The sequence below is a fragment of the Streptomyces neyagawaensis genome (genome assembly GCF_023516595.1).
GTDB lineage: Bacteria > Actinomycetota > Actinomycetes > Streptomycetales > Streptomycetaceae > Streptomyces > Streptomyces neyagawaensis.
In genome coordinates this window covers 17,529-41,876 of the sequence record NZ_JAMGBG010000023.1, presented here as the reverse complement: position 1 = coordinate 41,876, position 24,348 = coordinate 17,529, and the positions used below count along the sequence as shown (strand labels likewise).

The following is a 24,348-nucleotide window of genomic DNA, read 5'->3' as shown; positions in this document are numbered from 1 at the left end:
GCCCTCACCGCCCGACAGGTCGGCCGGCCCGTCCGCCTGCCGACCGATCTGCCGGCCCGCCGGCCCGCCGACCTGTCGGAGATCCTTTGCGGTGAACGCTAGCCAGAGATCTCCACCTTGTCGTGGTCGCTCTGTCTGCCGGCGTCGCTCTCCGGGTCGGCGCCGCTCGCCTTGTCCCGGTCGCCCTCCTCGCCCTTCCCGGACGCGGGGGTCGCGGACGGCGCGGTGCTCCCGGTCCCCGATTCGGTCTCCGTCCCCGTCTCCGTCTGCGTGGCGGCCCCCGTGCCGGTCTCGGCTGCGGTCCCGGTCGCGGTCCCGGTCTCGGTCTCGGTGGCGCGCGGGGCCGATTCCCCCTCGCTCAGGCCGAACCGCTCGTGGAACCTGCGCAGCGGGGCCGGGGCCCACCAGGTGGCGCGGCCCGTGAGCCGCATGACGGCCGGGACCAGCAGGCTGCGCACGATCATCGCGTCCATGAGCACGGCGAGGGCGAGGCCCAGGCCGAGCATCTTGGTGTTCGTCACCCGTGAGGTGCCTATCGCGATCATCACGACGGCCAGGATGACGGCGGCGGCGGTGATGAGGCCGCCGGTGCGCTGGAGGCCGTGGCGGACGGCGGCGGTGTGGTCGCCGGTGTGGTCGTACTCCTCCTTGATGCGGGAGAGCAGGAAGACGCCGTAGTCCATGGAGAGGCCGAAGGCCACGCAGAACATCAGCACCGGCAGTGTCGTCTCGATGGAGCCGGAGGGGGTGAAGCCCAGCAGGCCGGAGAGGTGCCCGTCCTGGAAGACCCAGATCATCGCGCCGAACATCGCGGTGAGGCTGAGCGCGTTCAGCAGGACCGCCTGGAGGGGGACCAGCACACTGCCGGTGAGCAGGAAGACCAGCAGGAGGGTGACCACGGCGATGAAGGAGAGGGCCAGCGGCAGGCCGCCGCCTATCGCCTCCTTGGTGTCGACCAGGACCGCGCCCGCACCCGTCACCGACGTCTTGAACGGGGCGTCGGCCGCCTGCGCCCGTATGTCGTGGACCAGGTCCTGCGCGGCCTCGTCGACCACGTCGCCCTTCGGCTGCACGGCGAAGTAGGCCGCGTCGCCGTCGACCACGGGGCCGTCCACCCGGAGCACATCGGGCAGGGCGGCGATCTCGTCCTTGTACGCGGCGTACTGGGCCTCGGTCGCTCGGCCCTCGGCGAGGATCTCCAGACCGCCGCCGGGGGTGCCCGGGAAGTCCTCCCGGATGTGCTGCTGGACCACACGGGACTCGGCGGACGCGGGGAGCTGACGGTCGTCGGCCGAACCGAACTTCACACCGAGGAAGGGCAGGCCGAGGAGGACCAGGCCGGCGGTGGTGGCGATGGCGAAGAAGGGGGCGCGGCGCATGACGAAGCCGGCCGTGCGTCCCCAGGCGGCGCCCTCCTCGCGTGCGGGAGCCCCCTCCGCCCTGCGGCGCCTGAACAGCTTGCGCAGGTCGAGGGCGTTGACCCGCTCGCCCAGCAGCACCAGGGCCGCCGGGAGCACGATCAGGGCCGCCGCCGCGGCGAGCAGGACGACCGCGATGCCGGCGTAGGCGATGGACTTCAGGAAGGACTGGGGGAAGACCGCCATCGCGGCGAGCGAGACGGCGACCGTGAGCGCCGAGAAGAGGACCGTGCGCCCGGCGGTGCGCAGGGTGGTGGCGACGGCGGCCCGGGGGTCGGCGCCGGCGGACAGCTCCTCGCGGAAGCGGCGCACGATGAACAGGGCGTAGTCGATCGCGAGGCCGAGGCCCATGGCGGTGGTGAGGTTCAGCGCGAAGATCGAGACGTCGGTCAGCTCGGTGAGACCGCGCAGGATCGCGTTGGTGCCGAGGATGGCGACGACGCCCACGACGAGCGGCAGCAGGGCGGCGACCGCGCTGCCGAAGGCCATCACCAGCAGGACCAGGGTCACCGGCAGGGCGATCAGCTCGGCCCGCGTGAGGTCCTCCTGAATGATCGTCTGCATCTCGTGGCGCACGGCGACGATGCCGCCGATCTTGACGTCGACCGGGCCGTGCGTGCCGCGGAACTCGGGCGTGATGCGGTCCAGCGTCGCGTTCATCGTGGTCTCGTCGCCGGTCAGGCGGGCCGCTATCAGCGCCTGACGGCCGTCCTCGGCGCGGAGGGCGGGGGCACCGGTCTGCCAGTAGGAGCCGACGCCCGTGACGCCCTTCTCGGCGGCGAGCCGCCCGGTCAGCCGCTTCGCCTCGGCGGCGACCCCCGGATCGTCGACCGAGGTGTCGCCCGCGTCGATCATCAGCAGCAGGTTCGGCTGGGAGTTCGGGAACTCGCGCTGCAGCGCCTTGGTCGCGTAGGTGGACTCGGCCTTGGGGTCCTCCCAGCCGCCGCTGGTCAGACGGTCGGCGACGTCGCTGCCCGCGACGACCGCGAGGGCGGTGATCAGCAGGGCCACGAGCAGGGAGAGCCGGGGACGGGCGGTCACCAGTCTGGTCCAGCCTCCCGCTCGGGGTGGCCTGTTGACTTCGGTCATGGTGCGGTGTCCCCTTCAGTCTGATCCGTGCCGTGCGCAGCCGGGCGGGCGGATGCGCCACGCCATAAACTGGCAAACACGAGAGATCGCTCGCGTTTCATCAGAATGCGAGCGACGACTCGTGTTTGTCAATCAGGTCCGAGAAGCTGGGGACAACCGCATGCCCACCCACCAGGAGCAGGAGCAGCCGCGCCGCCGCCAGGCCCGCGGCGAGCGCCGCATCGCCCAACTCCTCGAAGCCGCGGCCTCGGTGTTCACCTCGACCGGGTACGCGGCCGCGAGCACCAACGCGATCGCCCGCGAGGCCGGTGTCTCACCGGGCACGCTGTACCAGTTCTTCCCGAACAAGGAAGCGATCGCGATCGAGCTGGGCCAGCGGCTGATGGCCGACATGCGGGCGGCGTACGGCCAGGCGCTCGCGCCGATCGATCCCGCGACCCCGCTGGAGCAGGCGGTGGCGGCCGCCGTCGACCGGTTCATCGACTTCAACTGCCACAACCCGGTGTTCTTCACCCTCATGCACGGCCCGGACGTCCCCGGCCGGATGGCGGAGGAGCACGACGCCCTCCACAACACCCTGATCACCCGGGTCGAGGACCTGCTCTCCCCGCTCCTGCCCGACCGGCCGGCCGCCGCCGTCACCCGTATCGCGCACGTCTGCATGGCCCTCTACATGGCGGGCCTCGAACTGGTCCTCGCCAGCGAGGGCGACGAGCGCGAGGCGTACGTCCAGGAGCTGAAGGACGTGCTGTTCCGCTACCTCGACCCACTGGTGGGCGACCGCCTCCGTGACGCGCAGGCGACCGCGGCCACCACCGCGACTCCCGGCGCGGCCGCCTCGACCGCGGCCTCGAACCCGACCCCCTGAACCCGCGCGCCCCACCCCGAGCGCCCGACCTCTCTTGGATTCATACCCCCTAGGGGTATAGGGTAGGAGATCTGAAGGGTTACACGTACCCCAGACACCCCGATGAGGAGCAACGACATGACCGCCCAGACCGACACTCCCGGCTCCGTCACCACCGTCTACAAGGTGAGCGGCATGAGCTGCGGCCACTGCGAAGGTGCCGTCTCCGGCGAGATCTCCGAGATCGCCGGCGTCTCCTCGGTGAAGGCCGTTGCCTCCAGCGGCGAGGTCACCGTGGTCTCGTCCGCCCCGCTCGACGAGGAGGCCGTGCGCGCCGCCGTCGACGAGGCCGGCTTCGAGCTCGTCGGCACCGTCTGAGAACCGCCCGCCCGGGGCGGGGCCCCGCCCCGCCCCGGACCGCACTTCCGCACGTTCCCCGGAGCACGGACACGGACATGACCAGCACCACCGAAGCCACCCCCGCGGCCGAGTCGGCCCATGAGGTCGAACTGATGATCGGCGGGATGACCTGCGCCTCCTGCGCGGCCCGCGTCGAGAAGAAGCTCAACCGCATGGACGGCGTCACCGCCACGGTGAACTACGCGACGGAGAAGGCGAAGATCGCCTACCCCTCGGGGGTCGAGGTCGCCGATCTGATCGCCACCGTGGTGAAGACGGGCTACACGGCCGAGGAGCCGCCGCCCCCCGCGCCTCCGGCGGTGGATTCCGAGGCGGACCGGGAGCCGGGCGCGGACGCCCCGGTGGAGGACCCCGAGCTCGCCGCCCTGCGGCAGCGGCTCACCGTCTCGGCGCTGCTGGCCACCCCGGTGGTCCTCATGTCCATGGTCCCGGCCCTCCAGTTCGACAACTGGCAGTGGCTCTCCCTGACGCTGGCCGCGCCGGTCGTCGTATGGGGCGGGCTGCCCTTCCACCGGGCCGCCCTCACCAACCTCCGGCACGGCGCGGCGACCATGGACACCCTGGTCTCGCTCGGCACGCTCGCGGCGTTCGGCTGGTCCCTGTGGGCGCTGTTCCTGGGGCACGCGGGCATGCCGGGCATGCGGCACGGCTTCGAGTTCGGCGTGTCGCGCACGGCGGGCTCCTCGACGATCTACCTGGAGGTGGCCGCCGGGGTCGTGGCGTTCATCCTGCTGGGCCGCTACTTGGAGGCCCGCTCCAAGCGCCGGGCGGGCGCCGCCCTCAAGGCGCTGCTGCGCCTGGGCGCCAAGGACGTCTCGGTGCTGCGCGAGGGCCGGGAGACCCGGATCCCGGTCGAGCGGCTGGTGGTCGGCGACCGGTTCGTCGTACGGCCCGGGGAGAAGTTCGCCACCGACGGCACCGTCGTAGAGGGCGCCTCCGCCGTCGACGCGTCCATGCTGACCGGCGAATCCGTGCCGGTGGACGTGACCGCCGGCGACGCCGTCACGGGCGCGACGGTGAACGCCGGCGGCCGGCTCGTCGTCGAGGCGACCCGCGTGGGAGCGGACACCCAGCTGGCGCGGATGGCGCGCCTGGTGGAGGACGCGCAGAACGGCAAGGCGGAGGTGCAGCGGCTGGCCGACCGGATCTCCGCCGTGTTCGTGCCCGTCGTCCTCCTGATCGCGGTGGCCACCTTCGGTGCCTGGCTCGGCGTCACCGGGGACCCGACCGCGGCCTTCACCGCGGCCGTCGCGGTGCTGATCATCGCCTGCCCCTGCGCGCTGGGCCTGGCCACACCGACCGCCCTCATGGTCGGCACGGGCCGCGGTGCCCAGCTCGGCATCCTCATCCGGGGCCCCGAGGTGCTGGAGTCCACCCGCCGCGTCGACACGGTCGTCCTGGACAAGACCGGCACGGTCACCACCGGCCGGATGACCCTCCAGAAGGTGTACGCCGCCGAGGGCGTCCCCGAGGAGGACGTCCTGCGCCTCGCGGGCGCCGTCGAGCACGCCTCCGAACACCCGGTCGCGCGGGCCGTCGCCGCGGGCGCCGAGGAGCGCCTGGGCCCCCTGCCGCCCGTCGAGCGTTTCCGGAACGAGCCCGGAAAGGGCGTACACGGCCGTGTGGCGGGCCACGACGTGCAGGTGGGCCGGATCCACGACCGACCCCTCCCCGAGCCGCTCAGGGCCGCCAAGGAGGCCGCGGAGGACGAGGGGCACACGGCGGTCGTGGTGGTCCGCGACGGCACGGCGGTCGGTGTCCTCACCGTCGCCGACGCGGTCAAGGACACCAGCGCCGAGGCCGTCCGGCGGCTGCGGGCGCTCGGGCTGACCCCGGTCCTGCTGACCGGCGACAACGCGCGCGTGGCCCGCTCCGTGGCCGCCGCCGTCGGCATCGCCCCCGACCAGGTGATCGCGGAGGTCCTGCCGCAGGACAAGGTCGACGTCGTACGGCGGCTCCAGGGCGAGGGCCGTACGGTCGCGATGGTCGGGGACGGGGTCAACGACGCCGCCGCGCTCGCCACCGCCGATCTGGGGCTCGCCATGGGTACGGGCACGGACGCGGCGATCGAGGCGAGCGACCTGACGCTGGTCCGCGGCGACCTGCGGGTGGCCGCCGACGCCATCCGGCTGTCCCGCCGCACCCTGGCGACCATCAAGGGGAACCTGGTCTGGGCCTTCGGCTACAACGTGGCCGCGCTGCCGCTGGCCGCCGCCGGACTGCTGAATCCGATGATCGCGGGGGCGGCAATGGCCTTTTCGTCCGTTTTCGTGGTCACGAACAGCTTGCGACTCAGGGCATTTGCGTGACGACCGGGTAAAAGTCCCTCTAGAGTCCGGAAGCAGCCTCACATAAGCTCTTCACAAGGCTCGCGCATCTTCCTTACGCTGGGGCCTCGGTCGCCGTATCGGGTCTCTTGCGCATCTTCAGGACATAAGGCAAGAGACGCAGATCACAGTGGCGCGAACGTAACCAACGAAGGGGTTCGTGAGTCTAAGTTGGCGATGTCAGAAGCGTCTTGGGGGGCGCGACTGGCATCTGGGGATGTCTTGGGGGACGTTCCCGGAATTGCGTTGCCGGGGCACGTACCCGGGGAGCTTTGAGCGGCCCTCCCGTACGTACGCGTCCCGGCAGACCGCACCTCACCGCACGACAACTTCATATACGCAGGACGGACCCCGTCCTGCTCAGCGATTCAGGCGCTGGTCCACCAGACGCCCGGCCGGATCCCGTGGGGGGAATCCGCACCGGGACATGGGAAGGCGCCCTGCTCGCCGGCCCGTGGGGGGACCAGCGGCGCAGGGCGCCTTCTTTCTGCGCCCAGAAGGCACTTTCCACCGATACGGGGTCCTGTGCCCGTGCGCGCAGGGGAAGCCGAAAGGGGCGCGGGGAACCGGGTGAACGGCTCCCACACACCCCACGACGGAGAACGGCCTCCGCACCACGACCGGCAGCTCCGCCGCCGATGGGGAAACCCCTAGCGGGCCTCGACCGGCACGAAGTCGCGCTCGACGACGCCCGTGTAGATCTGGCGCGGACGACCGATCCGGGAACCCGGCTCCTTGATCATCTCGTGCCACTGGGCGATCCAGCCCGGCAGCCGGCCGAGGGCGAACAGGACCGTGAACATCTCGGTCGGGAAGCCCATCGCGCGGTAGATCAGACCCGTGTAGAAGTCCACGTTCGGGTAGAGGCTGCGCGAGACGAAGTAGTCGTCGGAGAGCGCGTGCTCCTCCAGCTTCAGGGCGATGTCCAGCAGCTCGTCGGACTTGCCGAGCGCGGAGAGGACATCGTGCGCGGCAGCCTTGATGATCTTGGCGCGCGGGTCGAAGTTCTTGTAGACCCGGTGGCCGAAGCCCATCAGACGGACGCCGTCCTCCTTGTTCTTCACCTTGCGGATGAAGGAGTCGACGTCGCCGCCCGCGTCGCGGATGCCCTCCAGCATCTCCAGGACGGACTGGTTGGCGCCGCCGTGCAGCGGGCCCCACAGCGCGGAGATGCCGGCGGAGATCGAGGCGAACATGTTCGCCTGCGAGGAGCCGACGAGGCGGACCGTGGAGGTCGAACAGTTCTGCTCGTGGTCCGCGTGGAGGATGAGCAGCTTGTCGAGGGCCGAGACCACGACCGGGTCGAGTTCGTACTCCTGGGCCGGGACCGAGAAGGTCATGCGCAGGAAGTTCTCGACGTAGCCCAGGTCGTTGCGCGGGTAGACGAACGGGTGACCGATCGACTTCTTGTACGCGTAGGCCGCGATCGTCGGGAGCTTCGCCAGCAGACGGATCGTGGAGAGGTTGCGCTGCCGCTCGTCGAACGGGTTGTGGCTGTCCTGGTAGAACGTCGACAGGGCGCTGACCACGGAGGACAGCATCGCCATCGGGTGGGCGTCCCGGGGGAAGCCCCGGTAGAAGTTCTTGACGTCCTCGTGCAGCAGCGTGTGCTGGGTGATCTCGTTCTTGAACGTGGAGAGCTCGTCGACCGTCGGAAGCTCGCCGTTGATCAGCAGGTAGGCGACCTCCAGGAAGGTGGAGCGCTCGGCCAGCTGCTCGATCGGGTAGCCGCGGTAGCGGAGGATGCCCGCCTCGCCGTCCAGATACGTGATGGCGGATTTATAGGCGGCGGTGTTCCCGTAACCGCTGTCCAGGGTGACCAGACCGGTATGGGCCCGGAGCTTCCCGATGTCGAAGCCCTTGTCGCCGACGGTGCTGTCGATCACCGGGTAGGTGTACTCGCCGTCGCCGTACCGCAGTACTACAGAGTTGTCGCTCACGTCTTCCCTCACCGACGTAGTGCCTCATCTTCGAGGTGCCCTGACTGTCTCTACCATCCCCCAATTGGCTCAGGAGAGTGCACTCGGGGTCGACCATCGGGCCTATCGGCGGCACTGAGTGCCGCCAACTTGCTCATCCTGCCCCCTCCGTCCGGCATCTGGAAGGGCTGTGTGACCTTTGCGACTCATTTGATCGATCAAATTTCACTCACGTGACACCGGGGAGTCGCGAGAGGGTCCCCCGACCGGCCCCCTCCCTAGATCCTGGGGGCTACAGGCCCCGGGGCGCGAGCCGGAAGTCGAGGGCCGTATACCGCCGGCCCGCGGACACCGTGCGCACCGCCTGGCCGAGGGCCTTGCGGGAGCCGACGAGGACGACCAGTTTCTTCGCCCGGGTCACCGCTGTGTAGAGCAGATTGCGCTGGAGCATCATCCACGCGCCGGTGGTGACCGGGACGACCACCGCCGGGTACTCGCTGCCCTGGGAGCGATGGATGGTCACCGCGTAGGCGTGCGCCAGTTCGTCCAGTTCGTCGAACTCGTACGGCACCTCCTCGTCCTCGTCGGTGAGGACCGTCAGGCGCTGGTCGACCGGGTCGAGCGCGGTGACCACGCCGACGGTGCCGTTGAAGACGCCGTTGGCGCCCTTCTCGTAGTTGTTGCGGATCTGGGTGACCTTGTCGCCGACGCGGAAGACCCGGCCGCCGAACCGCTTCTCGGGCAGGTCGGGGCGGGCCGGGGTGATGGCCTGCTGCAACAGGCCGTTGAGGGTGCCGGCGCCGGCCGGGCCGCGGTGCATCGGCGCGAGCACCTGGACGTCCCGCCGGGGATCCAGACCGAACTTGGCCGGAATCCGACGGGCCGCCACATCCACCGTGAGACGCCCGGCGGCCTCCGTGTCCTCCTCGACGAAGAGGAAGAAGTCCTTCATGCCGTCGGTGACCGGGTGGTGCCCGGAGTTGATCCGGTGCGCGTTGGTCACCACACCGGACTGCTGGGCCTGCCGGAACACCTTGGTGAGGCGGACCGCGGGGACGGGACTGCCGTCGGCGAGCAGATCGCGCAGGACCTCGCCGGCGCCGACACTGGGCAGCTGGTCGACGTCCCCGACGAACAGCAGGTGGGCGCCCGGGGGCACAGCCTTCACCAGCTTGTTGGCGAGGAGGAGGTCCAGCATGGACGCCTCGTCGACGACCACCAGGTCGGCGTCCAGGGGACGGTCCTTGTCGTAGGCCGCGTCGCCGCCGGGCTTCAGCTCCAGCAGGCGGTGGACGGTGGACGCCTCGGCGCCGGTCAGCTCGGCGAGGCGCTTGGCGGCGCGGCCGGTGGGGGCGGCGAGGACGACCTTGGCCTTCTTGGCGCGGGCCAGCTCCACGATCGAGCGGACCGTGAAGGACTTGCCGCAGCCGGGGCCGCCGGTCAGCACGGCGACCTTCTCGGTGAGCGCGAGCCGGACGGCGGCCTCCTGCTCGGGGGCCAGCTCCGCGCCCGTACGGCCCCTGAGCCAGGACAGCGCCTTGTCCCACGCCACATCACGGAAGCCGGGCATACGGTCCTCGTCCGTGCGCAGGAGGCGCGACAGCTGGGCGGACAGGGACAGTTCGGCGCGGTGGAAGGGGACCAGGTAGATGGCGGTGACCGGGTCCGAGCCGGGGTCGGGGCCGGGGACCTTCTCCCGTACGACACCGGGCTCGCCCGACTCCTCGTCCGGCTGGGCGAGTTCGGCCAGGCACTCGATGACGAGGCCCGTGTCGACCTGGAGCAGCTTGACCGCGTCGGCGATCAGCCGCTCCTCGGGGAGGAAGCAGTGGCCCTGGTCGGTGGACTGCGACAGGGCGTACTGCAAACCGGCCTTGACGCGCTCCGGGCTGTCGTGCGGTATGCCGACGGACTGGGCGATCTTGTCGGCGGTGAGGAAGCCGATGCCCCAGACGTCGGCGGCGAGGCGGTACGGCTGGTTCTTCACGACGCCGATCGAGGCGTCGCCGTACTTCTTGTAGATGCGCACGGCGATCGACGTCGACACCTCGACCGTCTGGAGGAACAGCATCACCTCCTTGATCGCCTTCTGCTCCTCCCAGGCGTCGGCGATCTTCTTGGTGCGCTTCGGGCCGAGACCGGGGACCTCGATGAGGCGCTTGGGCTCCTCCTCGATGATCTTCAGGGTGTCCATGCCGAAGTGCTGGGTGATGCGGTCGGCGAAGACCGGGCCGATGCCCTTGACCAGGCCCGAGCCGAGGTAGCGGCGGATGCCCTGGACGGTGGCCGGCAGCACGGTCGTGTAGTTCTCCACGGTGAACTGCTTGCCGTACTGCGGGTGGGAGCCCCAGCGGCCCTCCATGCGCAGCGACTCGCCGACCTGGGCGCCGAGCAGCGCGCCGACGACGGTGAGCAGGTCACCGCCGCCCCGGCCGGTGTCGACCCGGGCGACGGTGTAGCCGTTCTCCTCGTTGGCGTACGTGATGCGCTCCAGCACGCCTTCGAGCACGGCGAGCCGACGCTCACCGGTCCCCTGCTGGGCGGCCGTCTGGTTGGGCATGATCCGACGCTACAGGCGCGGTCCGACAACCGGGTGCCCGGTTCGATGACGCACCGTTCCGCTCAGTGGTGAGGGGAGCGCATCACGCTCTCCAGGCGCGCCGGACCGGACCCGGCGGCGGGCTTCGCGAGTGCGCGGAAGCGGTCCCACTGCACCGGGGGCCGGGACATGCCCCGGCGCTCCAGATACCGGTCGGTGGCGCGCTGGGTGTGGCGCAGGACCCGTATCGCATCCGTCGGCCGTCCCGAACCCATCGGCTCCAGGACCCTCTCGGGGACCAGCAGCCAGCCGTCGCCGTTCCGGGTCAGGTGCCCGCGGACCAGCGCGTTGCGCATGTTGTTGATCCGCTCGTCGTGCCGGTGCACCAGCAGCGAGGCGGGGCCCGGTGTCACGGCGCAGTCGTCGGGGGGCCGCACCGCGAAACCGTCGGCCGTGGGCACCGGGCGGGTCCGGGCCAGGACGGGAGCGCCGGAGGCGTCCCGGGCGGCCAGGACCGCGGTGTCGTAACGGGCGAGTTGGACGGCTCCGGGCAGCGGCGCCGAAGGGGCGGGCGGCTTGGGGAGTGGGGATGGCGCGGCGGACCGTACGATCAGCTGCTCCGGGGTGACGGTGATGAGGAGCCGCAGGTAGTACCAGTCCATCAACCGCCTCATGGGCCGGGAGAGATACGCCCGACTGTGCGGCTGGCGTTCGAACAGCATCCGCCAGTAGTCCTCCAGGTCCTGCGGACCCGTCCTGATGTCGTCGGGGCACTGCGCCCGACCGCCGACGAAGAGCTGCGGGGCGTCGGTGAGGCCGCTGCCGGTGGGGTCGGAGAAGAGCAGCGCGACGCGGCCGTCGCGGCGGATGTTCAGCGCCTTCTGGGCGAAGGCGAGGGACGTGGTCAGCACCAGCGTGCCGTCCTCACACCGCCGCACCGCCGTCGGCCAGGCCAGCGGTGTCCCGTCCCGGCCGAGGGTGACGAACTCGCAGGTCCGGTAGGCGTCGAGGACGGCCGTCGGCGCGGAGTCGAGCACGGTCATCGCCCCGCCTCCCCGGACAACGGGGCGCGCAGGGCGTGGCAGGCAGCGGCGTACTGCCGCCGCCCCACCAGCTTCCAGACCAGCCGCCCGAGCAGCGGGGCCTTGCCGAGGAAGTAGGCCCGCTCGTCCTCGGTGGCGTCCTCCAGGATCGCGCCGATGGCGAACATGACCTTGTCCTTGGGGAGGTTCTCCAGGCCGCGGCGACCGACCAGGTCCCACTCGTCGACCGTCAAGTGCTCGGCGACCAGGGGGAGAACCAGGCGTTCCTCGTCGTCGAGGTGGTCGAGCAGGGCGAGGCGGTGTTCATCGAGGGCCAGCGCGAGCTCCTGCCCGGCGACGCTGTCGGCCGAGCGCTGCCACTGCGGCGCCCACAGCGCGACGGCCTCCAGGGTGCTGTCGATACGGCCGTGCTGCTCCTCCATGCGGGCGACCAGTTCCTCGGCGTCGTCGGCCCGGGCACGCAGCAGCGGCCAGATCAACTCGTCCTCCAGGGTGTGGTGGTGGTGCAGTCCCAGGACGTAGTCGGTCAGGTACGCCGAGACCTGCGCGGCCCGCGCCGACTCCCCGTCGGGTACGGCCCGGACCATACGGGGCAGCAGCGCCGACTCCCGGCGGAAGACGCGGTGGACCACGACCATCTCGTGGGTGTAGGGGCGGTCGGCGACGGGAAGACCGGACGGTGTACTGCTGCGGGGCACGCTGTGTCCTTCGATGTTCGGGTTACGGACGACGGGCGCCGACGCTGTCGTGGTCCACTTGGCGATGACTTGGCGTTCCGCTTGGCGTGCGCTTGGAACGGCAGCTGAAGCCGTGCCGACCTGAGCGTTTACCACTCGTTGACGGGTTGCGCGCACCGCTCGGATAGATTCCGGCGGCGTGCTGCGTATCAGAGTGCTGGGACCGTTGGGTGCCGAGGTCGCGGGTGCGCCGGTGGGACTGGGCACCCCGCGGCAGCGTGCCGTTCTCGCGCTGCTGGTCGCGGCTCGTGGGGCGGTCGTCTCCATGGACCGGATGGTGGACGAGTTGTGGCGCGGGGCGCCCCCGGCCAGGGCGACCGTGTCCCTCCAGGTGTATGTGTCGAACCTGCGGCGGCTGCTCGAACCGGAGCGACCGCCGCGGGCCCCCGCCGCCGTCCTGCTCTCCTCGCACCCGGGGTACGCCCTGCGGCTGCCCGAGGAAGCGGTGGACGCCTGGCGGTTCGCGGCCCGGGTCGAGCGTGCCCGGCGCGCACCGGCCACGCAGGTCAGGGAGTCGCTGACGGAGGCGCTGGGGTGGTGGCACGGGCCCGCGTTCCACGAGCACGAGGACGAGACCTGGGCGGTGCCCGAGGCGGCCCGGCTGGACGCGCTGCGCGCCGAGGCCCGCGAACTCGTCGTCGCCGCCGGTCTGTTCACCGGGCACGCCGCCGAGGTCGCACCGACCGCCGAGGCCATGGTGCGGGAACGGCCCCTGCGGGAGGAGGGCTGGCGACTGCTGGCGCTGGCCCACTGGGCCACCGACCGCCGCGGCGACGCCCTCGCGGCACTGCGCCGGGCCCGCAGCACACTCCGCGACGAGCTCGGCTGCGACCCGTCCCCGGCCCTGACCGAGTTGGAGCGGGCGATCCTGACCCAGCGGGTGGAGGTGCTGCGGGCGGCGGTGCCGGTGCGGCGGGTGACCTCGCTGACACCGGCGTGGGAGGCGCCCACGCCGGGCCTGGGGGCCGGCGCACCGGAACGGGCGTCGGCCGCAGCGAAGTCGTCCCCGGCCACAGCGGAAGGGCTCGACGCTGCACGGCAGTGGGTGGCAGCCGCACCGGTACGGCCGGACGGTGCAAGGGAGTCGGCGTCAGCCGAACCGGAACGGCCGGGCGGCGCAATGGAGTCAGCGTCAGCGGAAGCGGAACGGCCCTACGGGAAGCACGAGTCGGCGCCGACGGCACTCGAACGGCGGCCTCACAACACGCACGAGTCGACGTCAGCCGCCCCCGAACCACCCCACCGTGCCCACGAGTCGACGCCCGCCGCGCCGCAACGACCCCCCACCACAGCCCCGTCGTCCCCCACACCCCCCGCCCACGACCTCTTCGTGGGCCGTACCGAGGAACTGGGTGCCCTGGACTCCGTCGCCCGGTTCGCCCGGCGGGGCGGCGGGCTCGTGTTGGTCACCGGAGAGGCCGGGGCCGGCAAGAGCGCGCTCTTCGGGCAGTTCGCCCGGCGGTTGCGGGACGAGGGGTGGACGGTGGTCGTCGGGCGGTGCCCGGAGCATGAAGGGGCTCCACCCGCGTGGGCCTGGGTGGAGGCGCTCGGGGCGCTCGCCCGGCTCGTGCCTCCGGCGCGGCCCGAGGAGGTGGCGGCGCTGCTGCACGAACCCGACGGCACGGCCGCCACGACCCGGGACGAAGCGACCGCGGGACGGTTCCGGCTGCACCGGGCCTTCGCCGCGTGGCTGCACGAGGCGGCCGCGGGCGGCCCCGTCGCCGTGCTCCTGGAGGACGTGCACCGGGCCGACGGACAGACCCTCGCCCTGCTGGAGGCCGCGGCCGCGGTCACCGGTGTGCCGCTGCTGACCGTCGCCGGCTACCGCCCGGCCGAGGTCGGCGAACCGCTGGCCAAGACGCTCGCCCACCTCGCTCCCCGGCTGCCGCACCGCGTCGCGCTGGCCGGTCTGTCGCCGCGGGACGTCGCCACGGTGGTCGACGCCGTCTGCGGCGAGCCCGTCGACGAGGCCACGGTGGCGGCGCTCGCCGAACGCACCGGCGGCAACCCCTTCTACGTCCGGGAGAGCGCGCGGCTGCTGGCCGACGAGGGCGCCCTGGTGGCCGTGTCGGAGGTCCCCCAGGGCGTCCGGGACGTGCTGCGCCGGCGCCTCGCCCTGCTGTCCGCCGACGCGCGCGCGGCCGTGCAGCTCGCGGCGGTCGTCGGCCCCGAGTCCGATGTCGCGCTGCTGGTGGACGCGGCCGAGGCGGACGAGGAGACCGTGCTGGCGGGCCTGGACGCCGCCGTGGCCGCGGACCTGCTGACCGACCCGGGGCCGGGCCGGGTCCGTTTCGTGCATGCGCTGGTCCGCGACACCGTCTACACCGACCTGTCGGGGATCCGCCGGGCCCGGCTGCACGACCGCGTCGCGCAGCGGCTGCGCGCGCACCGGCCCGACGATCTGGCGGCCCTGGCCCACCACTTCGCCCGCTCGGGCCGGACGGCGAACGCTCCGCTGGCCGTCGACTACGCGCTGCGGGCGGCGGAGCTCGCCGAGCGGCGCTACGCCCATGACGTGGCCGTAGGACTCGTCCGGCAGGCGCTGGAGGCGCACACCGCGGTGACCGCCGACCCCGAGGCCCACCCGGAGGGCACGGTCGCGCTGCTGGTGCGGCTGCTGGGTGCGCAGGTGCGGGCCGGTGCCACCGGAGCCGCCCGGCACACCCGGCGGCAGGCGGTGGACCTGGCCGTGCGGGCCGGCCGGGACGACCTGGCCGCGGCGGTCTACGGCGCGTGGACCGAACCCTCGCCCTGGCGCAGCCGTCTGGAGGGCTTCGTGGACCGGACCTCACTGGCCCACCTGGAGCGGCTCGCCGGGGACCGCTCGCTGGACGGTCCGACCCGCGCGCGCGTGCTGCAGGTCCTGGTGGAGGCGGTGGCGGGCGAGGACGCGCGACGGGCCCGGGAGGCGGCTGACACCCAGTTGGAGCTGGCCCGGGCCGACGGCGAACCACGGCTGCTGGCCTCGGCGTTGATGACGTCGGCCGGACTGCTGCCGCACGAGGCGCAGGGCGCCGCCCGCACCCCGCTCGTCGACGAACTGCGCGTCCTGGCCCGGGACCATGATCTGCCCGCGCACCGCTGGGTGTGCGAGCACCTCGACACCCTGACCGCGGCCACCCGCAACGACCCCGACGCGGTACGCCGGCACACCGCCGCCGGCCTGGAGCTGGCGCACCGCTACCGGATGCGGTGGGCGCAGGGCATCAACACCGCCACGTCGGCCATGCTGGCGGCGGTCGCCGGGCGCTTCGAGGAGGCGGAGGCGCGCTACACCGAGGCGGACGGGCTGTTCCAGCGGGTCGGGGCTCACCACGCCACGGCCCCGCGGACGCTCGGCCTGTGGACCATCCGGCTGGCCCAGCGCCGGGAGGCCGAGCTCGAACCGGCCGTCCGTGAGGTGTACGAGTCGGTCGGCACTCCGGTCGCGGTGGCACACGCCCTCGTCCTGGCCCGGCTGGGGCGCCTGGACGAGGCGGCGGCCGTGCCCTTCCCCGCGCGACCGGTGACCGACCACCTGTACGGCATGGAACTCGACTACCGCGCCGAACTCGCCGTGCTGCTGGACGACCGGGACACGGCGGAGTCGCTGATCGGGCCGCTGCTGCCGCTGAAGGAGCAGTTCGGGGGCACGGCGGGCGGGGCCTACGCCACCCGTCCCCTCGCGCACGCCCTCGGGGACCTGTACCTGCTGGTCGGGGAGCGGGGGGCCGCGGCGGACGCCTATGCGCTGGCCGATCGGGTCGCCCGGGTCTGGGGGTCGCCGCACCAGGTGACCGCCGCACGCCGGGCCCTCGCGGAGCTCATCGGGAACTGAACATCACGATCCCGTCTCGGGGGCTTGCCAACCTCGCGTGTAATCGATTCCAATCCTCCGTGCACGAAGTCGTGTAATCGATTCCACGAGGAGGTGGAGCGGCGATGGCGAGCATCAAGGATGTCGCTGCCGAGGCGGGGGTCTCCGTCGCCACGGTGTCGCGGGTCCTGAACGACCATCCGTCGGTCAGTGCCGACGCCCGCGCGCGGGTGCTGGCCGCCGTCGAGACGCTGGGCTACCGCCCGAACGCCGTCGCCCGCTCCCTGCGCACCGACCAGACCCACACCCTCGGCCTGGTCATCAGCGACGTGATGAACCCGTACTTCACGGAGCTGGCCCGTTCCGTGGAGGAGGAGGCCCGCGCGCTCGGGTACAGCGTGATCATCGGGAACGCCGACGAGCGGCCGGACCTGCAGGACCACCATGTGCGGAACCTGCTCGACCGGCGCATCGACGGCCTGCTCGTCTCCCCCACCGACGGCGGCTCCCCGCTGATGCTGGACGCCGTGCGCGCGGGCACGCCGATGGTGTTCGTCGACCGGTGGATCCCGGGTGTCGACGTGCCGGTCGTCCGGGCGGACGGCGAGGCCGCCGTCCGGGATCTCGTGGCGCATCTGCACGGGCTCGGGCACCGGCGGCTGGCCATCATCGCGGGCCCGGCGGCGACCACGACCGGCCAGGAGCGTGTGGCGGCCTTCCGTGAGGCGCTGCACGCGTACGGGCTCGACCTGCCCGAGGACTACACAGGGCAGGGCGACTTCCAGGCCGAGAGCGGGCGCCGGGTCACCGAGGGCTTCCTCGATCTGGCCACGCCGCCCGAGGTCGTCTTCGCGGCCGACAACCTGATGGCGCTCGGCGCGCTGGACGCGGTACGCGCGCGTGGGATGCGGGTTCCGGACGACATCGCGCTGGCCGCCTTCGACGACATCCCCTGGTTCGTGCACACCGATCCGCCGATCACGGCGATCGCCCAGCCCACGGGCGAGCTGGGGCGCGCCGCCGTGCGCGCGCTGGTCGACCGCATCGAGGGGCGGCCCCCGCAGTCCGTCACCCTCCCCGCCCGTCTCGTCGTACGCCGCTCGTGCGGCGAGAACCCCAACCCTGTGCAAAGGAGCACGTCGTGAGCAACGAGGACGAGTTGCTGCGCATCGAGGGCATCCGCAAGACCTTCCCCGGCGTGGTCGCGCTCGACGGCGTCGACTTCGACCTGCGCCGGGGCGAGGTGCACGTGCTGCTCGGCGAGAACGGCGCCGGCAAGAGCACGCTGATCAAGATGCTGTCGGGCGCCTACCACCCCGACGGGGGCCGGGTCCTGGTGGACGGCGAGGAGGTGCGCATCCGCGGGGCGCAGGACGCCGAGCGGCTGGGCATCGCCACCATCTACCAGGAGTTCAACCTCGTTCCCGATCTGACGGTCGCCGAGAACATCTTCCTGGGGCGGCAGCCGCGCCGCTTCGGGATGGTCGACCGCAAGCGGATGGAGGCGGACGCCGCCGTCCTGCTGGAGCGGGTCGGTGTGGACGTGTCGCCCCGCGCGCGGGTCCGTGAACTCGGTATCGCGCGGCTCCAGATGGTCGAGATCGCGAAGGCGCTGAGCCTGGACGCGCGCGTGTTGATCATGGACGAGCCGACGGCCGTGCTGACGACCGAGGAGGTCGAGAAGCTCTTCGCGATCGTGCGCAGGCTGCGCGAGGACGGGGTCGGGATCGTCTTCATCACGCACCACCTGGAGGAGATCGCCGCGCTGGGCGACCGGGTCACGGTCGTCCGGGACGGCAGGAGCGTCGGGCAGGTCCCGGCGTCCACGCCCGAGGAGGAGCTCGTACGGCTCATGGTGGGCCGGTCGATCGAGCAGCAGTACCCGCGTCGGCGGCCGGACGCCGGGGAGGCGCTGCTGGCCGTCGAGGGGCTCACGCGGGACGGCGTGTTCCACGACGTGAGCTTCGAGGTGCGGGCCGGTGAGGTCGTCGGCATCGCCGGGCTCGTCGGGGCCGGCCGGACGGAGGTCGTGCGGGCCGTGTTCGGCGCCGACCCGTACGACAAGGGGGCCGTGAAGGTCTCCGGTACCCCGGTCCCCCGGCACGACGTCAACGCGGCGATGACCGCCGGCGTCGGTCTCGTCCCCGAGGACCGCAAGGGCCAAGGGCTGGTGCTGGACGCGTCCGTGGAGGAGAACCTCGGCCTGGTCACCCTGCGGGGCGCGACCAGGGGCGGGTTCGTCGACCTCAAGGGGCAGCGGGCGAACGCGGCACGGGTCGCCGCGCAGTTGGGCGTGCGGATGGCCGGTCTTGGCCAGGCGGTGCGGACGCTGTCCGGCGGCAACCAGCAGAAGGTCGTCATCGGCAAGTGGCTGCTCGCGGACACCAAGGTGCTGATCCTCGACGAGCCGACGCGCGGTATCGACGTCGGCGCGAAGGTCGAGATCTACGAGCTGATCAACGAGCTGACGGCCGCCGGAGCCGCCGTCCTGATGATCTCCAGCGATCTGCCCGAGGTGCTCGGTATGAGCGACCGGGTGATCGTCATGGCCCAGGGGCGGGTCGCGGGCGAACTGCCCGCCGCCGAGGCCACCCAGGACGCGGTGATGGCGCTCGCCGTGTCCACCCCGCACACCACCACCCCTCACACCACCACGACCGGAACGGAGGCCAACGGTGGCCGCTGACACGCTCAAGAGCACGACGGGCGCGAGTGGCCCCTCGGGCCTGCGCAGAATCCTGCTCGACAACGGCGCGCTGAGCGCCCTCATCGTCCTCGTCGTCGCGATGTCGGTGCTGTCCGGCGACTTCCTGACGGCCGACAACCTGCTGAACATCGGCGTCCAGGCGGCCGTCACCGCCATCCTCGCCTTCGGTGTGACCTTCGTGATCGTCTCGGCGGGCATCGACCTGTCGGTGGGTTCGGTGGCGGCCCTGTCGGCGACCGTGTTGGCGTGGAGCGCCACATCGGAGGGCGTGCCGGTCCCGATAGCCGTCCTCCTCGCGATCGTCACCGGCATCGCGTGCGGTCTCGTCAACGGCTTCCTCGTCTCGTACGGGAAGCTGCCCCCGTTCATCGCGACGCTCGCGATGCTGTCGGTGGGGCGCGGTCTGTCGCTGGTGATCTCGCAGGGCAGCCCCATCGCGTTCCCGGAGTCGGTGTCGCACCTCGGTGACAACCTCGGCGGCTGGCTGCCTGTGCCCGTCCTGGTGATGGTCGTCATGGGTCTGGTCACGGCTGTGGTCCTGGGCCGGACGTACATCGGGCGGGCCATGTACGCGATCGGCGGCAACGAGGAGGCGGCCCGACTGTCCGGCCTCCCGGTGAAGCGTCAGAAGCTCGTGATCTACGCCCTGTCCGGGCTGTTCGCCGCGGCGGCGGGCATCGTGCTGGCCTCCCGGCTGTCGTCCGCGCAGCCGCAGGCCGCGCAGGGCTACGAGCTGGACGCGATCGCGGCGGTCGTCATCGGCGGCGCCTCCCTGGCCGGCGGCACGGGCAAGGCGTCGGGCACGCTGATCGGCGCGCTGATCCTGGCGGTGCTGCGCAACGGCCTCAACCTGCTGTCGGTGTCGGCGTTCTGGCAGCAGGTCGTCATCGGTGTCGTGATCGCGCTGGCCGTACTCCTCGACACGGTCCGCCGCAAGGCCGGGGCGACCCCGGTGGCCGCCGGGACCGGTGGCTCGGGCGACCGGGGCAGGCAGGCGATGACGTACCTCCTCGCGGCGGTGGTCGCGGCGGCGGTCGTGGGCGCGACATCCTTCCTGCACAGTGGTTCGTCGGCGGCCAAGAGCCAGAAGATCGGGCTGTCGCTGTCCACGCTGAACAACCCCTTCTTCGTGCAGATCCGCGCGGGCGCGCAGGACGAGGCGAAGAAGCTGGGTGTCGACCTGTCCGTGACGGACGCGCAGAACGACGCCTCGCAGCAGGCCAACCAGTTGCAGAACTTCACCAGCGAAGGTCTCGGCACGATCATCGTGAACCCGGTGGACTCCGACGCGGTGACCCCGGCGGCGAAGGCCGTGAACAAGGCGGACATCCCGCTGGTGGCCGTCGACCGGGCGGTCAACGGCGCGAACACGGCCGCCCTCGTCGCCTCCGACAACGTCAGCGGCGGGAAGCTGGCCGCGAAGGCGCTCGCGGAGAAGCTGGGCGGCAAGGGCGAGATCGTCATCCTCCAGGGCCAGGCGGGCACCTCTGCCAGCCGGGAGCGCGGCGCGGGCTTCGCCGAGGGTCTGAAGGCGTACCCGGGCATCAAGGTCCTCGCCAAGCAGCCCGCCGACTGGGACCGCACCAAGGGCCTCGACGTGATGACGAACCTTCTCCAGGCCAACCCCGACGTCGACGGTGTCTTCGCGGAGAACGACGAGATGGCGCTCGGCGCGATCAAGGCACTCGGCTCGAAGGCCGGCAAGTCCGTCCAGGTCATCGGCTTCGACGGCACCACCGACGGTCTGAAGGCCGTCGAGGGCGGCACGCTGTACGCGTCGGTCGCGCAGCAGCCCGCCGAACTCGGCAGGATCGCGGTGCGCAACGCGGTGAAGGCCGCTGAGGGCGAGAAGGTGAAGAAGTCGGTGATGGTGCCGGTGAAGGTGGTCACGGCGAAGAATGTGGCCGAGTTCGGCGGCTGACACGACGCGGTGGCCGGACGGGGGGACCCGTCCGGCCGCCTCGGCTTTTCCGCCCTCCGGCGCGACCGGCCGGCGGGCGGCTCCAACCCAGCACAGGGAGATGCTTCATGTACGACTACGACCTCCTGGTCGTGGGATCGGCCAACGCCGACCTGGTGATCGGTGTCGAGCGGCGGCCGGGGGCCGGTGAGACGGTGCTCGGCTCCGACCTGGCCGTGCATCCGGGCGGCAAGGGCGCCAACCAGGCGGTGGCGGCGGCCCGGCTCGGGGCCCGTACGGCGCTGCTGGCCCGGGTCGGCGACGACGGCAACGGCCGGCTGCTGCTGGACTCGCTCCGCGAGGCGGGCGTCGACACGGCGGGGGTGCTGGTCGGCGAGGCGCCCACCGGGGTCGCCCTGATCACCGTGGACCCGTCGGGCGACAACAGCATCGTCGTGTCCCCCGGCGCCAACGGGAGGCTGACCCCCGAGGACGTCCGGGCCGCCGACCCGCTGCTCCGGCGTTCCCGGGTGGTGTCGGCGCAGCTGGAGATCCCGCTGGAGACGGTGGTGGAGGTCGTACGGCGGCTGCCGGAGGGCACCCGGTTCGTGCTGAACCCGTCGCCACCGCGGGAGCTGCCCGGGGAGGTGCTGGCGGCCTGCGATCCGCTGATCGTCAACGAGCACGAGGCGCGGGTCATCGCCGGCGGCGAGCTGGCGGGGTCGCCGGAGGACTGGGCGCGGGCGCTGCTGGCGCTCGGGCCCCGCTCGGTGGTGGTGACGCTGGGCGCGGAGGGCGCACTGATCGCGACCGCCGAGGGCACCGCGCGGGTGGCGGCCCTGAAGGTGGAGGCCGTGGACACCACGGGGGCCGGGGACGCGTTCACGGCGGCGCTGGCGTGGAAGCTCGGCGCGGGCGAGGAGCCGGCCGAGGCAGCCGCGTACGCGGCGCGGGTCGGGGCGGCGGCCGTCACCAGGGCCGGGGCGCAGGTGTCGTTCCCCACGGCCGACGAGGTCGCCGCGCTCGGGAGTGGGAGCCGGTGAGGCGGGGCGGGATACTCAACCGCCATCTGGCCGGGGCGCTGGCCGAGTTGGGGCACGGGCACGGGGTGCTGGTGTGCGACGCGGGGATGCCGGTGCCGCGGGGGCCGCGGGTGGTCGACCTGGCGTTCCGGGCGGGGGTGCCGTCGTTCGCCGAGGTGCTGGACGGGCTGCTCGACGAGCTCGTGGTCGAGGGCGCGACCGCCGCGCACGAGGTACGGGACGCCAACCCGGAGGCGGCGGCCCTGCTGGCGGACCGCTTCGCCGTGCTGGAGCTGGTCCCCCACGAGCGGCTGAAGGAACTGTCGGCGGACGCGCGGCTGGTCGTCCGCACCGGGGAGGCGCGGCCGTACGCGAACGTGCTGCTGCGCTGCGGGGTGTTCTTCTGAGTGGGGCGCTCCGCTGAGGGGACGTGGATGCTCTCGCGCCGCCCGACATGTTTCGAGGGGCCCGGTCCAAGACCGGGCCCCTCGGCTTTCCCCTCCCCGTCAGAACCCCCGCGATCCCCCCAGATCCCCCTCCAGAAGTTCCGACGCCCAGTACGACCGGCCAGGTGGGGAAAGGGTTGCACGGTCTCTTGAAAGTTTTTTGGTATGCCAATAGGCCTCCGGGTAGTCCTCGGGAGTCGGTGGTTCCAGGGGCGGAACAAGGCGCCACACGCTCACGGAAGAGACGTGTACGCATTAGTCGGACATGGAAGCCTGATGGGGGGAAGTCCGCGCGTGGCTTACGCCGCGATGGCTGAGGGGGAGCGCACGGTGGCTCGTGCTGTCGGGATCGACCTTGGTACGGCGCATTCTGTGGTGAGTGTTCTCGAGGGGGGTGATCCGACCGTCATCACCAACGCGGAGGGGGCCAGGTCCACACCCTCCGTCGTCGCCTTCACGAAGAGCGGTGAGGTGCTGGTCGGCGAGGCGGCCAAACGGCAGGCGGTGATCAACGCGGCCCGCACCATCTGTTCTGTCAAGCGTCACATGGGCACCGGCAAGAAGGTACGCATCGACGGCACGGACTTCACGCCGCAGCAGATCAGCGCGTTCATCCTGCAGAAGCTGAAGCGGGACGCCGAGTCGTACCTGGGCGAGCGAGTCACCGATGCAGTGATCACTGTCCCGGCACACTTCGGCTACTGCGAGCGGCGAGCCACCAAGGAAGCCGGCCGTATCGCGGGGCTGAACGTCCTGCGCATCGTCAGCGAGCCGACCGCCGCCGCTCTTGCCTACGGCCTGGACCGGGACGAAGAGACAGTCATGGTCATCCACTTCGGCGGCGGCACCTTCGACGTGTCGCTGCTGGAGATCAGCGACGGCGTGGTGGAAGTGAAGGCCACCAGCGGGGACAACGCACTCGGCGGTGACGACTGGGACCAGCGCATGGTCGACTATCTGGTCAAGCGATTCGCCGACGACCACGGCGTCGATCTCGCCAAGGACAGGACAGCACTTCGGCGCCTGCGCGAGGCCGCGCAGAGGGCGAAGGTCGAACTCTCCTCGACCACCGAGACCACGATCGAACTGCCCTACATCGCGGCTTCCGCCCAGGGTCCGCTGCATCTGGAATCGAGGCTCACCCGGGACGGGTTCCAGCAGCTCACCGCCGATTTGCTGGAGCGCTGCAAAGCTCCGTTCTACAACGTCATCAAGCACGCCTGCGTAGAGCTCGGGGAGATCGACCACGTCATCCTCGTCGGCGGCTCGACGCGTATGCCCGCGGTCATCCAGCTGGTCGACGAACTGACCGGTGGCAAGGAGCGCCGACGCGTCCGTTCGGACGATCCGGTCGCCGTCGGAGCGGCCCTCCAGTCCGGCATCCTCAAGGGCGAGGTGCAGGGCGTCATGCTGCTCGACTGCAGCCCGTTGTCTCTCGGCATCGAGACCAAGGGCGGCGTCATGACCAAGCTCATCGAACGCAACACCACGATCCCGACCAAGCGATCCGAGATCTTCACGACGACGCGGGACCACCAGACGGCACTGGAGGTCAAGGTCTACGAGGGTGAGCACGAGCTCACGGCGCACAACAAGAAGATCGCCACGGTCGCGCTGAACGGTCTGCCACCGGCGAAGGCCGGTGAGCTCCAGATCGAGGTCAGCTTCGACATCGACGGCAACGGCATCATGCACGTCTCCGCCAAGGACCTGCGCTCCGGCAAGGAGCAACGCGTGGCAGTCACCGGTGAATCCGTTCTGCGGGAGGCAGATCTCGAACGGTTGGAGCGTGAGGCCGCACGGTACGACCACCGGGAACGTCAGCGGCGCGCATCCGCCGAGATTCGCGACCAGGCCCATCGACGCGTCCACATCATCGAGGCATCTCTTCGGGACCATGCGGGCGCAGTCCCGGGCGACATCGAGATCAGGGCTGAGGCCGCGGTCCGCGAGCTGAAGGAAGCCCTGGAGAACGGGGACGACGCCGCCGTCCGCGAGGCCACCGAGAAGGCCGCCACCATCGCACAGTTACTCCACCGTTGACCCACCAACAAGGTCGCGCGGATCCTGGAGCACCCCCACTCACCGTCGATGGGTCCCTCTCGATCGGCCGCGTCGGCGGGGCGTGCGAGCGTCGT

15 protein-coding genes are annotated in these 24,348 nt (G+C 71.7%); 10 read left to right on the top strand and 5 right to left on the bottom strand.

Annotation, left to right across the window (positions count from 1 at the left end; translation table 11 throughout):
• Window positions 1–98 precede the first annotated feature (98 nt).
• Window positions 99–2,507 (bottom strand): MMPL family transporter, encoded by a 2,409-nt coding sequence (locus M8J73_RS11640; protein WP_107424052.1) that lies wholly within the window; start codon window positions 2,505–2,507, stop codon window positions 99–101.
• A 160-nt stretch (window positions 2,508–2,667) separates the two neighbouring features.
• Between M8J73_RS11640 and M8J73_RS11635 the strand changes: the two genes are divergently transcribed.
• The 3 genes from M8J73_RS11635 to M8J73_RS11625 all read left to right on the top strand — a co-directional run bounded on the left by M8J73_RS11635 (window position 2,668) and on the right by M8J73_RS11625 (window position 6,083).
• Window positions 2,668–3,375 carry a TetR/AcrR family transcriptional regulator gene (locus tag M8J73_RS11635; protein WP_055540767.1) on the top strand — a complete coding sequence of 236 codons (708 nt, stop codon included), beginning with the start codon at window positions 2,668–2,670 and terminating at the stop codon, window positions 3,373–3,375.
• Between the two features lie 117 nt (window positions 3,376–3,492).
• Window positions 3,493–3,732 (top strand): heavy-metal-associated domain-containing protein, encoded by a 240-nt coding sequence (locus M8J73_RS11630; RefSeq protein WP_055540766.1) that lies wholly within the window; start codon window positions 3,493–3,495, stop codon window positions 3,730–3,732.
• A gap of 77 nt (window positions 3,733–3,809) precedes the next feature.
• Window positions 3,810–6,083, top strand: coding sequence for a heavy metal translocating P-type ATPase (locus M8J73_RS11625; protein ID WP_055540765.1), 2,274 nt, complete (start codon window positions 3,810–3,812; stop codon window positions 6,081–6,083).
• Window positions 6,084–6,751: 668 nt separating this feature from the next.
• Here M8J73_RS11625 and M8J73_RS11620 read toward each other — a convergent pair.
• From M8J73_RS11620 to M8J73_RS11605, 4 genes are all read right to left on the bottom strand, one after another.
• Window positions 6,752–8,041, bottom strand: a complete 1,290-nt coding sequence (locus M8J73_RS11620; protein WP_055540764.1) for a citrate synthase — start codon at window positions 8,039–8,041, stop codon at window positions 6,752–6,754.
• A gap of 271 nt (window positions 8,042–8,312) precedes the next feature.
• Entirely contained in the window at window positions 8,313–10,580 is a 2,268-nt protein-coding gene (gene recD2 / locus M8J73_RS11615) for an SF1B family DNA helicase RecD2 (protein ID WP_055540763.1), read from the bottom strand.
• Window positions 10,581–10,642: 62 nt separating this feature from the next.
• Entirely contained in the window at window positions 10,643–11,602 is a 960-nt protein-coding gene (locus M8J73_RS11610; RefSeq protein ID WP_107424051.1) for a pyridoxamine 5'-phosphate oxidase family protein, read from the bottom strand.
• Window positions 11,599–12,300 carry a hemerythrin domain-containing protein gene (locus tag M8J73_RS11605; protein ID WP_240501558.1) on the bottom strand — a complete coding sequence of 234 codons (702 nt, stop codon included), beginning with the start codon at window positions 12,298–12,300 and terminating at the stop codon, window positions 11,599–11,601. The genes M8J73_RS11610 and M8J73_RS11605 overlap by 4 nt, the downstream gene beginning before the upstream one ends.
• 178 nt (window positions 12,301–12,478) lie before the next feature.
• Here M8J73_RS11605 and M8J73_RS11600 point away from each other — a divergent pair, with 178 nt between their 5' ends.
• The 7 genes from M8J73_RS11600 to dnaK all read left to right on the top strand — a co-directional run bounded on the left by M8J73_RS11600 (window position 12,479) and on the right by dnaK (window position 24,253).
• Entirely contained in the window at window positions 12,479–16,156 is a 3,678-nt protein-coding gene (locus M8J73_RS11600; RefSeq protein ID WP_249828583.1) for a BTAD domain-containing putative transcriptional regulator, read from the top strand.
• Window positions 16,157–16,260: 104 nt separating this feature from the next.
• Entirely contained in the window at window positions 16,261–17,280 is a 1,020-nt protein-coding gene (locus M8J73_RS11595; protein WP_055540516.1) for a LacI family DNA-binding transcriptional regulator, read from the top strand.
• Entirely contained in the window at window positions 17,277–18,821 is a 1,545-nt protein-coding gene (locus tag M8J73_RS11590) for a sugar ABC transporter ATP-binding protein (RefSeq protein WP_055540515.1), read from the top strand. The genes M8J73_RS11595 and M8J73_RS11590 overlap by 4 nt, the downstream gene beginning before the upstream one ends.
• The gene (locus M8J73_RS11585) at window positions 18,811–20,763 is read left to right on the top strand and encodes an ABC transporter permease/substrate-binding protein (RefSeq protein WP_055540514.1); all 1,953 of its coding nucleotides are present in this window, start codon (window positions 18,811–18,813) and stop codon (window positions 20,761–20,763) included. Before M8J73_RS11590 ends, M8J73_RS11585 begins: the two co-directional genes overlap by 11 nt.
• A gap of 107 nt (window positions 20,764–20,870) precedes the next feature.
• A complete protein-coding gene (locus M8J73_RS11580; protein ID WP_055540513.1) occupies window positions 20,871–21,785 on the top strand; it encodes a ribokinase in 915 nt (304 codons plus the stop codon).
• Window positions 21,782–22,171 carry a D-ribose pyranase gene (rbsD, locus tag M8J73_RS11575; protein WP_055540512.1) on the top strand — a complete coding sequence of 130 codons (390 nt, stop codon included), beginning with the start codon at window positions 21,782–21,784 and terminating at the stop codon, window positions 22,169–22,171. The genes M8J73_RS11580 and rbsD overlap by 4 nt, the downstream gene beginning before the upstream one ends.
• A gap of 369 nt (window positions 22,172–22,540) precedes the next feature.
• Window positions 22,541–24,253, top strand: coding sequence for a molecular chaperone DnaK (gene dnaK, locus M8J73_RS11570; protein WP_249828582.1), 1,713 nt, complete (start codon window positions 22,541–22,543; stop codon window positions 24,251–24,253).
• The last annotated feature ends 95 nt before the right edge of the window (window positions 24,254–24,348 follow it).

Bases quoted from the DNA above. Each gene is read 5' to 3' on its own strand.
- M8J73_RS11595 (WP_055540516.1), top strand. From the start codon at position 16,261: ATGGCGAGCATCAAGGATGTCGCTGCCGAGGCGGGGGTCTCCGTCGCC.
- M8J73_RS11640 (WP_107424052.1), bottom strand. From the start codon at position 2,507: ATGACCGAAGTCAACAGGCCACCCCGAGCGGGAGGCTGGACCAGACTG.
- M8J73_RS11635 (WP_055540767.1), top strand. From the start codon at position 2,668: ATGCCCACCCACCAGGAGCAGGAGCAGCCGCGCCGCCGCCAGGCCCGC.
- M8J73_RS11610 (WP_107424051.1), bottom strand. From the start codon at position 11,602: ATGACCGTGCTCGACTCCGCGCCGACGGCCGTCCTCGACGCCTACCGG.
- M8J73_RS11580 (WP_055540513.1), top strand. From the start codon at position 20,871: ATGTACGACTACGACCTCCTGGTCGTGGGATCGGCCAACGCCGACCTG.
- M8J73_RS11625 (WP_055540765.1), top strand. From the start codon at position 3,810: ATGACCAGCACCACCGAAGCCACCCCCGCGGCCGAGTCGGCCCATGAG.
- recD2 (WP_055540763.1), bottom strand. From the start codon at position 10,580: ATGCCCAACCAGACGGCCGCCCAGCAGGGGACCGGTGAGCGTCGGCTC.
- M8J73_RS11630 (WP_055540766.1), top strand. From the start codon at position 3,493: ATGACCGCCCAGACCGACACTCCCGGCTCCGTCACCACCGTCTACAAG.